Source organism: Streptomyces sp. CC224B, from assembly GCF_030010595.1.
In the GTDB taxonomy this organism is placed as follows: domain Bacteria; phylum Actinomycetota; class Actinomycetes; order Streptomycetales; family Streptomycetaceae; genus Streptomyces; species Streptomyces longispororuber.
This window is the reverse complement of sequence record NZ_JASCXL010000094.1, coordinates 24,016-36,224: the sequence shown is the minus strand read 5'-3', so window position 1 is coordinate 36,224 and position 12,209 is coordinate 24,016. Positions and strand designations below refer to the sequence as shown.

The following is a 12,209-nucleotide window of genomic DNA, read 5'->3' as shown; positions in this document are numbered from 1 at the left end:
GACCGCCGCGCCGCACCCGCTCGGCGTCGGAGGGCTCGGCGAGCCAGGCCACGGGCCCCGCCACGGACCAAGCCGCGAGCCCGCCCGCCGGCCAGACCACGGGGCAGCCCACCGGCCAGCCGGAGGCCGCCCCGGCGCCGCGCCCCCGCCGCACGCGCAGCGCCGGCCAGGGCTCGGCGTCGCAGCGTACGGAGGCCGCCGAGGCCGCCCAGGTCGCGGCCGACACCGGCGCGCCCCAGGACCTGCCGACGGCGCCCTCCGACGACGCGACAGCGCCCGCCCCGGCACGCGAGACCCCAACTCCCGAAGCCCCGGCCGCCGGATCCCCGGCCACCGAAATCCCGGCCCCGGAGCGGCCCAGGCGCGCCCCGCGCAGCGCCGACGCCCCGTGGCACCACGCCCGCCCGGCCTTCGACACGCCGGAGACCGACGGCGGGGAAGCCACGGGGGACCCCGGCAACCAGGGGAGCACCGGCGACTCAGGGAAGACCGGTGGCCAAGGGAATGCCGGTGACACCGGCGACCAGGGGAACACCAGCGACCCAGGGAACCCCGGCGTTCCAGGGAACCCCGACGCCCCAGGGACCCCCGGTGCTCAAGGGACCCCCGGCGACACCGATGACCAAAGGAACACCGGCAGCACAGAGAACGCCGGTGCCCAAAAGCCCACCGGCGGCGCAGAGAACGCCGGTGCCCGAAAGCCCACCGGCGGTGCGGAAGAGACGGAAGAGGCCGGTGGCCAAGTGACCGCCGGTGACGACGAAGGAGGCCCGCAGTGAACGACGCCCTCGACGTCGCCCTGCGACTCCTCGTCGTCTTCGTCGCCTTCCTCGCCCTGCCCCTGATCGTCGGTCAGACCGAGCACAAGGTGATGGCCCACATGCAGGGCCGCCTCGGGCCCATGTACGCGGGCGGCTTCCACGGCTGGGCCCAGCTCGTCGCCGACGGCGTGAAGTTCGCGCAGAAGGAAGACATCGTCCCCGCCGACGCCGACCGCCGCGTCTTCCAGCTCGCCCCGGCCATCGCGCTCCTGCCGTACCTCTTGGTGCTCGTCGCCATCCCCGTCGGCCCGCAGGAGGGCGCCGTCGGCGAGGTCGTCGACGCCGGTGTGTTCTTCGTCCTCGCCGTGATGGGCGTCGGCGTCCTCGGCTCGCTGATGGCGGGCTGGGCGTCGGCCAACAAGTTCTCCCTCCTCGGCGGCCTGCGAACCGCCGCGCAGCTCCTCGCGTACGAGTTGCCGATGCTGCTCGCCGCCGCCTCCGTCGCGATGGCGGCGGGCACGGTGTCGCTGCCCGGCATCGTCAACGCCTTCGAGTGGTGGTGGCTGCCCTGGCAGATCGTGGGCGCCCTGGTCTTCTTCGTCGCGGGCCTCGCCGAGCTCCAGCGGCCGCCCTTCGACATGCCCGTCGCCGACTCGGAGATCATCTTCGGCGCGTACACCGAGTACACGGGTCTGCGCTTCGCCCTGTTCCTGCTGGCCGAGTACGCGGGCATCGTCGTCCTGTGCGGCCTGACCACCGTCCTCTTCCTGGGCGGCTGGCACGGGCCGTGGGGCGCGGACGGCCTCGGCTGGGTGTGGACGCTCCTGAAGACCGCCGTCCTCGCCTTCGTCGTCATCTGGCTGCGCGTCAGCTACCCGAGGCTCCGCGAGGACCAGCTCCAGAAGCTGTCCTGGACCTTCCTCGTCCCGCTCGCCCTGGCGCAGATCGCGCTCACCGGAATCGTGAAGGTGGCGATCAACTGATGGCCGCACAGCCCCCGCCCGCCCGGCCCCGGATCCCCGGCAGCGGCCTCGCCAAGGGCCTGGCCGTCACCCTCCGCACCATGACGCGGAAGTCCGTCACCGAGCAGTACCCGGACGTCCAGCCCGACCTGGCGCCCCGCACGCGGGGTGTCATCGGCCTGTTCGAGGAGAACTGCACGGTCTGCATGCTCTGCGCCCGCGAGTGCCCGGACTGGTGCATCTACATCGACTCCCACAAGGAGACGGTGCCGCCCGCCGCGCCCGGCGGCCGCGAGCGCAGCCGCAACGTCCTCGACCGCTTCGCCATCGACTTCTCCCTCTGCATGTACTGCGGCATCTGCATCGAGGTGTGCCCCTTCGACGCGCTGTTCTGGTCCCCGGAGTTCGAGTACGCCGAGACGGACATCCGCGACCTCACCCACGAGCGCGACAAGCTCCGCGAGTGGATGTGGACCGTCCCGGCGCCGCCCGCCCTGGACCCCGCGGCCGAGGAGCCCAAGGAACTCGCCGCCGCCCGCAAGGCCGCCGACAAGCTCGCGGCGGAACAGGCCGAGGAGCTCGCCGCGGGGCAGGCCGCCGAGCCCGCCGCGAAGCCCGCCGCGGGGCAGGCCACCGAGCCCGCCGCGGGGCAGCAGGCAGCCCGGCCGGAGACCGGGCCCGCCCCGAAGGAGGGCGAGTCGTGAACCTCGCCGCGGAACACCACGGCTTCCTCTCCCCGACCGGCGTCGAGATCGCCTTCCTCCTCGTCGGCCTCGTCACCCTCGGCGCGGCGGTCGTCACCGTCACGACCAAGCAGCTCGTGCACGCCGCGCTCTGGCTGGTCGTGGCGCTCGGCGGACTCGCCGTCGAGTACCTCCTCCTGACCGCCGAGTTCATCGCCTGGGTACAGGTCCTGATCTACGTCGGCTCCGTCGTCGTACTCCTGCTGTTCGGGCTGATGCTCACCAGGGCGCCCATCGGCCGCTCCCCGGACGCCGACTCGGGCAACCGCTGGGTCGCTCTGGGTGTGGCGCTCGTCGCCGCCGCTGCCCTGGTATGGGTCGTCGTGGACGCCTTCCGCACCCAGTGGATCGACCTGGAGGGTGCCGCCCAGGGCTCCACCGACGTCACCGGCGCGATCCTCTTCCGGCACTGGGTGCTGCCCTTCGAGGCGCTGTCGGTCCTGCTCCTCGCCGCCCTCGTCGGCGCGATCGTCCTCTCCCGCAAGGCCGAGCGGGAACCCGAGCGCGGGCCCGGCGACCGGGCCCGCGGCGACCACGGGACACAGGCACCGCAGCAGGCACGCAAGGAGGGCACCCGCTGATGCACCTCGCCTACCCCGCCGTCCTCGCCGTCCTCCTCTTCTGCGTCGGCCTGTACGGCGTCCTCGCCCGGCGCAACGCGATCCTGGTCCTGATGTCCGTCGAGCTCATGCTCAACGCCGTCAACCTCAACCTCGTCGCGTTCGACGTCTGGCTGCGCGACCGGCTGCACTCCGGCCAGGCCCTGACGCTCTTCACCATCGCCATCGCCGCCGCCGAGATCGGCATCGGCCTCGCGATCGTCCTCGCGGTCTACCGCAACCGCGGCACCTCCGCCGTCGACGACCTCCGCGACACCGCCGAACGCCCCGACGGCGGCGACGACGATGACGGCGACGACGACGGCACGGAGGGCGCCGCCCTGGACGAGCCGGAGTCCGCCCCGGACGAGGCATCCCCGAAGCCGCAGACGTCTCCGAAGTCGCAGAAGGCCGAGGCCACCGCGTGACCACCACCACCCTCGCCGTCCTCGTCCCCCTCCTGCCGTTCCTCGGAGCCGTCGCCGGGCTGCTGCTCGGCCGGTCGGTGCCCGGCCTGGCCCGCCCGCTCGCGGTCCTGCCCACGCTGACGTCGCTGGTCCTCGCCGCCCTCGTGGCCGCCCGCCAAGGCGGCGACGCGGCCGTGGACGCGTCGACCCAGCTCACGCCCACCGGCTCGGTCCCGATCGACCTCGCCCTGCACATCGACGGCTTCGCCGCGCTCGTCGCCGTCCTCGTCGGCCTCGTCGCCTCCTGCGTGCAGATCTACTCGACGGGCTATCTGCACGACGACCCGCGCTACCCCTCGTACGCCGCCCTCGTCTCGCTGTTCACCTCCGCGATGCTGCTCGTCGTCTACTCCGGCGACCTGATGGTGCTCCTGGTCGGCTGGGAGATCATGGGCATCTGCTCGTACTTCCTCGTCGGCCACTGCTGGGAGACCCCCGAGGCACGGGCCGCGTCCCTCAAGGCCTTCCTGGTCACCAAGCTCGGCGACGTCCCCTTCCTGATCGGTCTGTTCGCCCTCGCCGCCGACGCGGGCTCGTTCCGGATCACGACCGTCCTCAAAGCCGTCGCGGACGGGGGCCTCGACCACCCGACGCTCGTCGCGCTGCTGCTCCTCGCCGGTGTGGCGGGCAAGTCCGCGCAGTTCCCGCTGCACACCTGGCTGCCCGACGCGATGGCGGGCCCGACGCCCGTCTCCGCGCTGATCCACGCCGCGACGATGGTCGCCGCCGGTGTCTACTTCGTCGCCAGGATCCTCCCGGTCATCGCCGCCTCCCAGGCCGCGCTCGTCGTCCTCGCCGTCATGGCCGCCGCCACCATGGCCGGCTCGGCGCTCGCCGCGCTCGCCCAGGACGACATCAAGCGCGTGCTCGCGTACTCGACCATCGGGCAGCTCGGCTACATGACCGGCGCGCTCGCCGTCGGCGACCGGGGCGCCGCCGTCTTCCACCTCCTGTCCCACGGCGCCTTCAAGGCGCTGCTCTTCCTCGCCGCGGGCGTGGTCATCCACGCCGCGGGCACCAACTCGCTGGCCGCGATGTCCCGCATGCGGAGCCTGCGCGACCGCGTCCCGGACGCCTACTGGACGATGACCGTGGCGCTCCTCGCGCTCGCCGCGATCCCGCCGTTCAGCGGCTTCTTCTCCAAGGAGGCCGTCCTCGGCGCCGCCGAGCACGCCGCCACCGGGCACGCCGGACCCGTCCCGGGCGCGGCGGGCTGGATCGTGCTCGTCGCCGGGCTCGCCACCGCCCTGCTCACCGCCGCGTACGCGACCCGCCTGTGGCTGCGCGCCTTCCACGGCACCGGCGCCGACGCGCCCGACCACGGCAGGCAGCCGGTCACCATGACGGCCGTCCTGTGGGTGCTCGCCGTCCCGTCGCTCGCCTTCGGCATCGCCGTCGGCACCCTGCCCGACTGGTTCGACGGCCACGAGCTCGCCCCGAAGCTCACCACCTCCGTCCTCGGCACCGGCCTCGCCCTGGCCGGCGCCCTCGTCACATACGGCGCCTGGCGGCACACCACGGCGCGCGCCGCCCGCCCCCCGATCGGCGCGGTCGCCGCCCACCCGGAGGCAGACGGAGGCCAGGTCGAGGCCGCGGCCATCGCCACGCACACCCCCGCCTACGGGGACGTCGCGAGCGCCCCCGACCCGGCGGACCCCGGCCGTCTCCTGCTCGGCCCGCTGCACCGCCACGCCGCCGCGGGCTTCCACCTGGACGCCGTCTACGCGGCCCTGTTCGTCCGGCCCGTCCAGGCGGGCGCCCGCCTCGTCCGCTTCCTCGACCGCGAGGTCGTCGACACGTACGTGCGCGGCGCGGGCACCGCGCCCCGCCTGCTCGGCGCGGCCGTCCGGCGCGCGCAGACCGGCAACGTGCAGACCTACTTGAGCGCGCTGCTCGCGGGCACCGTCGTCCTGGCGGTCGCCGCCGTCCTCGTCGCCACCGCCGGAGCGTGACCCGCCGTGATCGGTATCAGTGAGTCCGTGATGCAGTTCCTTCTCGCGTTGATCGTCGTCGGCCCGCTCGTCGGCGCCGTCGCGGCCCTCCTGCCCGCGCCGCCCGGGCTGAAGGGGAAGTCGCCCGACCAGGCCGTGCTGCGCCACGGCGTGGTCGTGACCGGAGCCGTCCTCGTCGCCGCGATCGTCCTCGCGCTCGGCTTCGACCACGACCACCCGTCGAAGATGCAGGCCACGACCGACATGAGCTGGATCCCCGCGCTCGACGTGCGCGTCCACCTCGGCGTCGACGGCATTTCCCTCCCCCTCCTGGTCCTGACCGCGCTGCTGACCTTCCTCTGCGCGCTGTACAGCTACTTCAAGATGCCGAAGGGGCCCTCCCCCCGGGGCTTCGTCGCGCTGGTCCTCGTCCTCGAGTCCGGCACCCTCGCGACCTTCGCCGTCCTCGACCTGCTGCTGTTCTTCCTCGCGTTCGAGATGGTCCTGATCCCGATGTACTTCCTCATCGCCCGCTGGGGCGGGGAGCGACGGGGGCCCGCCGCCTGGAAGTTCATCCTCTACACGCTGCTCGGCTCCGTCGTGATGCTGCTGGGCCTCCTCCTCATCGGCCTGAAGTCCGGCACGTTCGACATGGTGGCACTCGCCACTGACAACGACCCCGGACTCACCACATCCGTGCAGGTCATGGCCGTTCTGGCGATCGGCGTCGGGCTCGCGGTGAAGACGCCGATGTGGCCGCTGCACAGTTGGCTGCCGGACGCGCACACGGCCGCGCCCACCGTCGGCTCGGTCCTGCTGGCCGGCGTCCTGCTGAAGATGGGTACGTACGGGTTCGTCCGGATCCTGCTGCCGATCGCGCCGGACGGCATGGAGACCTTCGCGCCCTACCTCGCCGCCTTCGCCGTCGTCGGGATCGTCTACGGGTCCCTCGCCTGCCTCGCGCTCGCCAGGCCCGGCGCGAAGGGCGACCTCAAGCGCCTCATCGCGTACTCCTCCGTCGGCCACATGGGCTTCGTGCTCCTCGGCATCGCGACCATGACCCCGACCGGCGTGAACGGCGCGCTCTTCGCGAACATCGCCCACGGCCTCATCACCGGCCTGCTGTTCTTCCTCGTCGGCGCGGTCAAGGACCGCACCGGCACCAGCGACCTGGACACCCTCGCCGAGGAATCCGGCGCTGCCCTGTACGGCAAGGCCCCCCGCCTCGGCGCTCTGCTCGCCTTCGGCGCCGTCGCCTCGCTCGGCCTGCCCGGCCTCGCCGGGTTCTGGGGCGAGATGCTCGCCCTGTTCGGCGCGTTCGACCCCGCCGACGGCCTCAGCCGCCCCGCGTTCCTCACCTTCATGGCGATCGCCGCCTTCGGCACCCTGCTCACGGCCGCGTACATGCTCATCGTCGTACGCCGCGTCTGCATGGGCCCGGCGGCCGGGACGGGGCAGGCGCCGCGCCTCGCCGACGTCCACGGCTACGAGTTCGCCGCCTGGACCCCGCTCGTCGCCCTGACCGTCCTCGCCGGACTCTGGCCCGCGGCCCTCCTCGGCCTCACCGACCCGGCCGTGCAGCAGCTCCTCGCGGGAGGAAAGTCGTGACCGTCGCCCCCACCGACAGCGGCTTCGTCGCAGGCGCCGCGAACGTCGTCCAGTCCGTCGACTGGCTCGCGATCGCGCCGCCCACCCTCACGGCCGTCGTCGGCCTCGCCGTGCTCGTCACCGACCTCTTCGTGCCCGGGCACCGCAAGGAGCTGCTCGGCTGGATCTCCGTGGCGGGCCTGGTGGCGGCCGGCCTCTCCTTGCTGCCGATCCTGGACGACGAGCGCTCCACGTTCTGCGTGGTCGGGCGCGGCGACACCCTGTGCAGCTACACGGCCGACGAGTTCACCCTCGTCATCCAGCTCCTCGTCCTCGGTGGCGCCCTCCTGACGGCACTGCTCTCGCTGAGCACCCTCAAGGACGCGCGGGCCGCGGGCAAGGAGATCCCCGAGGGGGAGTTCTGGTTCCTGCTGCTCTCCTCCGCGGCGGGCGCCGCCCTGCTGCCCGCGGCGCGCGACCTCGCCACGCTCGTCGTCGCCCTGGAGGTGGCCTCGCTGCCCGCCTTCGCCCTCGTCGGCCTCAAGCGCGGCGACCGGCGTTCCTCCGAGGGCGCCCTGAAGTTCTTCCTCTCCTCGGTCACCGCGACCGCCGTGACCCTCCTGGGCGCGAGCTTCGTCTACGCCGCCACCGGCACCCTGCACCTCGCGGAGATCGGCGCCGAACTGGGGGAGGTCGACGGCGACCTGCGGACCCTCGCGCGGGCCGGCGTCGTCCTCACGCTCGTCGGCTTCGCCTTCAAGGTGGCGGCCGTACCGTTCCACTTCTGGGTACCCGACACCTACGTAGGCGCGCCGTTGCCGGTCGCCGCCTACTTGTCGGTCGTCGGCAAGGCGGTCGGCTTCACCGGCCTCATCCTGGTCCTCGTCGTCGCCTTCCAGGAGTACCGCGACGTCTGGGGCCCGGCCCTGGCCGTCCTGGCCGCGCTCACCATGACCGCGGGCAACGTGGCCGCCCTGCGCCAGCGGCCCACGCGCGCGTACAGCGCGGTCCGGCTGCTCGCCTGGTCCTCGGTCGGGCAGGCGGGCTACCTCCTGGTGCCGATCGCGGCCGCCGGCTACGCCGACCGCCCCTCGGAGGCCGACAGCGCCGTCGGCTCCACCGTCGCGTACGCCCTGATGTACGCGGCCGTGAACCTGGGGGCCTTCGCCGTCGCCGCCCTGGTGGGGCGCTCCCACGCGCGCAACCGCGTCAGCGACTACCGGGGCCTGTACGCCCGCAGCCCCCTGTCGGCCCTCACGCTGGCCTTCTTCCTGCTGTGCCTGGCCGGACTGCCGCCCGGGATCATCGGCCTCTTCGCGAAGGTCACCGTCTTCTCGGCGGCCGTCGACGCGGGCCTGGGCTGGCTCGCCGTCGTCATGGCGGCCAACGTCGTGATCGCGCTCTACTACTACCTCCAGTGGACCGCGCTGCTGTTCCGCGCTCCCGAGGGCGAGCCCGAGCGGTACCGGGTCCCCGCCCCGCTCACCGTCGCCGTGGCCCTCGCCGCGGTCCTCGGCGTGGCCCTCTCCGGGGCTCCCCAGCTCGTCCTGAGGTTCACCACCTCCGGCCTGTTCTGACCGGGACGCCAAAAGGCCACCCAGGACGGCACTCAGGGCGCCACCAGGACCTCACCGGCGCCGTCACCCGGACGGCTCACGGCGCCTCCGGCGCGCACAAGGGAACTAGCTCCTCCCGCCTGGCGTTGACCAGATAGGGAGGGTCCACTGAACAGTGGAAGCACCTGCAAACAGAGGTTTCCCTCGCGCACCACCAGGAGGGCGTACCGTGCACCGCCGCACCAACGGGCTGAAAACCGCCGTACTCCTCGGAGGACTGTCGGCACTCATCCTCGTCATCGGCAGTTTCTTCGGGCGTACGGGCCTCGTCGTGGCGCTCCTCGTGGCCATCGGGACCAACGCGTACGCGTACTGGAACAGCGACAAACTCGCCCTGCGCGCGATGCGCGCCCGCCCCGTGAGCGAGTTCGAGGCCCCGGAGCTGTACCGCATGGTCCGCGAGCTCTCCACCCAGGCCCGCCAGCCCATGCCCCGGCTCTACATCTCGCCCACGGAGGCGCCGAACGCCTTCGCGACGGGCCGCAACCCCCGCAACGCGGCCGTGTGCTGCACCGAGGGCATCCTGCGCATCCTCGAACCGCGCGAGCTGCGCGGCGTCATCGGCCACGAGCTCAGCCACGTCTACAACCGCGACATCCTGATCTCGTCGGTCGCCGGAGCGCTCGCCTCCGTCATCATGTTTCTGGTCAACTTCGCCTGGCTGATTCCCGTCGGCCGCTCGAACGACAACGACGGACCCGGCATCTTCGGCATGCTGCTGATCATGCTCCTCGGCCCGCTGGCCGCGTCCATCATCCAGCTTGCCATCAGCCGTTCCAGGGAGTACGAGGCCGACGCCTCCGGCGCACAGCTCACCGGCGACCCCCTGGCCCTCGCCAGCGCCCTGCGCAAACTGGACGCCGGTACGAAGCAGTTGCCGCTCCCGCCCGAGCCCCGGCTGGAAACGGCGAGCCACATGATGATTGCGCATCCCTTCCGGCCCGGCCAGGGTATGTCGAAGCTGTTCTCCACCCACCCGCCGATGGCGGAGCGCATCGCCCGGCTCGAGCAGATGGCAGGTCGTCAGCAGTGAAGGTAGTCCTGAACCTCATTTGGCTCGTCCTGAGCGGGCTGTGGATGTGCCTCGCCTACCTGGTCGCGGGCGTGATCCTGTGCGTCACGATCATCGGCATCCCGCTCGGCCTGGCCGCGTTCCGCATCGGCCTGTTCGCCCTGTGGCCCTTCGGCCGCAAGGCGGTCGACCGCGCGGACGCGGGCGCGCCCTCCCTGATCGGCAACGTGGTGTGGCTGATCCTCGCGGGCTGGTGGCTCACCCTCGGCCACCTCTTCACCGGCCTGCTGCTCTGCCTGACGATCATCGGCATCCCGCTCGGCCTCGCCAACTTCAAGATGATCCCCATCTCGCTGATGCCGCTCGGCCGCGAGATCGTGCCCACGGACGAGCCCTTCAGCGCCGCCTCGGTCCGCGGCGGCGCCCCGGCCTCCTCGCAGCCGCCGCAGTCCCCGCAGTCCCCGCCACCGGCCGGCTGGTAGCCCTCCGGCCCGCGCTGCGGCACGGGCCGCACCACCTCGCGGGAACCGCGCCCTGCCCCTGCCGCGTCCTATCGGACAAGCGCGGAGGAAAAGGCACGAAAGGGCAGGTCACCGTATGGGCATCGTCAGTTGGATCATCCTCGGCCTGCTGGCCGGTGCCACCGCCAAGCTGCTGCTCCCGGGCCGCGACCCGGGCGGCATCCTCGGCACGACCCTCATCGGCGTCGCGGGCGCCTTCGTGGGCGGCTGGATCTCCGCCCGCTTCCTGGACCGCCCCATCGCCGAGCACTTCTACGACGGCGCGACCTGGGCGGCGGCCATCGGCGGCTCGCTCGTCCTCCTCGTCGCGTACCGCATCCTCTTCGGCCACTCCCGGCGCTGACTCCGCCGGGCGGCCGCCCAGGACCCCGCAGACCGCAGCCAGCAGCAAGGGCGGGCACCCGATCCGGGTGCCCGCCCTGTGTGCGTACGCCGCGCGGACCGCGGCCGTCCGCCGGCGCCTACCGGTAGTTCACGAACTGCAGCGCGAAGTCGAAGTCCTTGCCCTTCAGCAGCGCGATCACGGTCTGCAGGTCGTCACGGCTCTTCGAGCTGACGCGCAGCTCGTCGCCCTGGACCTGCGCCTTGACGCCCTTGGGGCCCTCGTCACGAATGATCTTCGCCACCTTCTTCGCGTTGTCCTGGGAGATGCCCTCCTGGATCGACGCGAAGATCTTGTACTCCTTGCCGGAGAGCTGCGGCTCGCCCGCGTCCAGCGACTTCAGCGAGATGTTCCGCTTGATCAGCTTGGACTGGAAGACGTCCAGGATCGCCTTCACGCGGTCCTCGCCGTTCGCCTCCATCAGGATCTTCTCGCCGGACCACGAGATCGAGGCATTCGTGCCCTTGAAGTCGTAGCGCTGCGAGATCTCCTTGGCCGTCTGGTTGAGGGCGTTGTCGACCTCCTGCCGCTCGACCTTCGAGACGATGTCGAAACTGGAGTCGGCCATGTCCTGTGGCTCCTTGTATCGGTATCTGCGTACTCAGCGGGTACACGGCCTTCAGTCGCCGACCGCATCCGCAAAGCCTAGCCACTGCCCGCGCGCCAGGTCCCGATCAATCAGGTGGCGGAGCACCCCTGAGCATCAGGTATCGTTTACGTCGTTGCCACGGAGCACCGCGAAAGCGGACCAGGCAGCAACCCCGGCGGTGTGCCCGAGCGGCCAAAGGGAGCAGACTGTAAATCTGCCGGCTCAGCCTTCCCAGGTTCGAATCCTGGCGCCGCCACGCTGAGAGAGACCCCCTCCGACCTGCGACAGCAGGGTTCGGAGGGGGTCTCTTCGTGTGCGGTGCCGACCGCGGGAAGTGTCGGCTGCGGTGACCTGATTCACGTGCTGCGCGGTGGCATCGGCCCAGGTAGTTGCTGTGTACCGTCAGTTCCCGATCTCGCACTGTTCCGCCGGCCGACCTCGGGGGTCCTCCGCATGCCGTACGTCCCACGCGCCAGACGTCGCGCTCTCCGTCCCCGGCTTGCCGCCGTCGCCGTGGTGAGCGCGGCCCTCCTCGTGCAGGGATGCTCCGCCGGTGGCTCCACGACCGGCGCCGAAGGCTCGTCGAAGTCGAAGTCGGAATCGAAGTCGGAGTCGGAGCCGACAGCCGTGGTCACGGTCACCGAGACGGTCACGGCGTCCCCCACGGTCACCAAGACCCCCGAGTCACCCCGCCAGGCCCCCGCGAGCAGCGCGCCCCCGCCCCGGCGGCAGCCGGAGGCACGGAGCACCCCGTCGGACTCACCGGGGCGGCACGACGGCAGCAACTACGACAACCTGTCCCCTGAAGGCCGCGAGGCGCACGACACCCTCAACTGCGCGGAAGTCCCCGGGCACAAGAAGGGGAGCTGCAACGAGCCCCGCCGGAAGTGCGACCTGGCGGGCGCCGATGTCGTCTCCTCCGCGGGCATCAGGCTCACGTGCCGCCGGGCGGACGACGGAAAGCTGCGGTGGCTCCCCTGACCCACCATGGCCCGCTGCCGGAGGCGCGGTCTGCCGACCGGGGTGACCTGGTCTCCGC

The 12,209-nt window shown here is 72.1% G+C and carries 12 protein-coding genes, 1 tRNA gene and 1 pseudogene; 12 read left to right on the top strand and 2 right to left on the bottom strand.

What is annotated here, in order from left to right; all coding sequences use genetic code 11:
- Positions 1–445, bottom strand: a pseudogene (locus tag QK440_RS30515) (hypothetical protein); the annotation flags it as partial.
- Between the two features lie 330 nt (positions 446–775).
- Here QK440_RS30515 and QK440_RS30510 point away from each other — a divergent pair.
- The 10 genes from QK440_RS30510 (at position 776) to QK440_RS30465 (ending at position 10,542) form a co-directional block, all read left to right on the top strand.
- Complete coding sequence (locus tag QK440_RS30510; protein ID WP_282796465.1) at positions 776–1,744, top strand: complex I subunit 1 family protein; 969 nt, start codon at positions 776–778, stop codon at positions 1,742–1,744.
- A complete protein-coding gene (locus QK440_RS30505) occupies positions 1,744–2,427 on the top strand; it encodes an NADH-quinone oxidoreductase subunit I (protein ID WP_282796464.1) in 684 nt (227 codons plus the stop codon). Before QK440_RS30510 ends, QK440_RS30505 begins: the two co-directional genes overlap by 1 nt.
- The gene (locus tag QK440_RS30500) at positions 2,424–3,047 is read left to right on the top strand and encodes an NADH-quinone oxidoreductase subunit J (protein WP_282796463.1); all 624 of its coding nucleotides are present in this window, start codon (positions 2,424–2,426) and stop codon (positions 3,045–3,047) included. The genes QK440_RS30505 and QK440_RS30500 overlap by 4 nt, the downstream gene beginning before the upstream one ends.
- Entirely contained in the window at positions 3,047–3,493 is a 447-nt protein-coding gene (gene nuoK / locus QK440_RS30495; RefSeq protein ID WP_282796462.1) for an NADH-quinone oxidoreductase subunit NuoK, read from the top strand. The genes QK440_RS30500 and nuoK overlap by 1 nt, the downstream gene beginning before the upstream one ends.
- Positions 3,490–5,484, top strand: coding sequence for an NADH-quinone oxidoreductase subunit L (locus QK440_RS30490; protein WP_282796461.1), 1,995 nt, complete (start codon positions 3,490–3,492; stop codon positions 5,482–5,484). The genes nuoK and QK440_RS30490 overlap by 4 nt, the downstream gene beginning before the upstream one ends.
- A gap of 6 nt (positions 5,485–5,490) precedes the next feature.
- The gene (locus QK440_RS30485; RefSeq protein WP_282796460.1) at positions 5,491–7,071 is read left to right on the top strand and encodes an NADH-quinone oxidoreductase subunit M; all 1,581 of its coding nucleotides are present in this window, start codon (positions 5,491–5,493) and stop codon (positions 7,069–7,071) included.
- Positions 7,068–8,627 (top strand): NADH-quinone oxidoreductase subunit N, encoded by a 1,560-nt coding sequence (locus tag QK440_RS30480; RefSeq protein ID WP_282796459.1) that lies wholly within the window; start codon positions 7,068–7,070, stop codon positions 8,625–8,627. Before QK440_RS30485 ends, QK440_RS30480 begins: the two co-directional genes overlap by 4 nt.
- Before the next feature lie 208 nt (positions 8,628–8,835).
- On the top strand, positions 8,836–9,699 hold the full coding sequence (gene htpX, locus QK440_RS30475) for a zinc metalloprotease HtpX (RefSeq protein WP_282796458.1): 864 nt from the start codon (positions 8,836–8,838) through the stop codon (positions 9,697–9,699).
- A complete protein-coding gene (locus QK440_RS30470; protein ID WP_282796457.1) occupies positions 9,696–10,160 on the top strand; it encodes a YccF domain-containing protein in 465 nt (154 codons plus the stop codon). Before htpX ends, QK440_RS30470 begins: the two co-directional genes overlap by 4 nt.
- Before the next feature lie 115 nt (positions 10,161–10,275).
- The gene (locus tag QK440_RS30465; protein ID WP_282796456.1) at positions 10,276–10,542 is read left to right on the top strand and encodes a GlsB/YeaQ/YmgE family stress response membrane protein; all 267 of its coding nucleotides are present in this window, start codon (positions 10,276–10,278) and stop codon (positions 10,540–10,542) included.
- A gap of 118 nt (positions 10,543–10,660) precedes the next feature.
- Here the strand turns inward: QK440_RS30465 and QK440_RS30460 are convergent, their stop codons facing one another.
- Positions 10,661–11,149 (bottom strand): YajQ family cyclic di-GMP-binding protein, encoded by a 489-nt coding sequence (locus QK440_RS30460; RefSeq protein WP_282796455.1) that lies wholly within the window; start codon positions 11,147–11,149, stop codon positions 10,661–10,663.
- A 195-nt stretch (positions 11,150–11,344) separates the two neighbouring features.
- Here QK440_RS30460 and QK440_RS30455 point away from each other — a divergent pair.
- A tRNA-Tyr gene (locus QK440_RS30455) sits at positions 11,345–11,426 on the top strand.
- Between the two features lie 260 nt (positions 11,427–11,686).
- Positions 11,687–12,151 carry a hypothetical protein gene (locus QK440_RS30450; RefSeq protein WP_282796454.1) on the top strand — a complete coding sequence of 155 codons (465 nt, stop codon included), beginning with the start codon at positions 11,687–11,689 and terminating at the stop codon, positions 12,149–12,151.
- Positions 12,152–12,209 lie beyond the last annotated feature (58 nt).

What these genes read in the sequence shown, in the direction of transcription:
- QK440_RS30505 (WP_282796464.1), top strand. Translation starts at nt 1,744, where the DNA reads ATGGCCGCACAGCCCCCGCCCGCCCGGCCCCGGATCCCCGGCAGCGGC.
- nuoK (WP_282796462.1), top strand. Translation starts at nt 3,047, where the DNA reads ATGCACCTCGCCTACCCCGCCGTCCTCGCCGTCCTCCTCTTCTGCGTC.
- QK440_RS30465 (WP_282796456.1), top strand. Translation starts at nt 10,276, where the DNA reads ATGGGCATCGTCAGTTGGATCATCCTCGGCCTGCTGGCCGGTGCCACC.
- QK440_RS30460 (WP_282796455.1), bottom strand. Translation starts at nt 11,149, where the DNA reads ATGGCCGACTCCAGTTTCGACATCGTCTCGAAGGTCGAGCGGCAGGAG.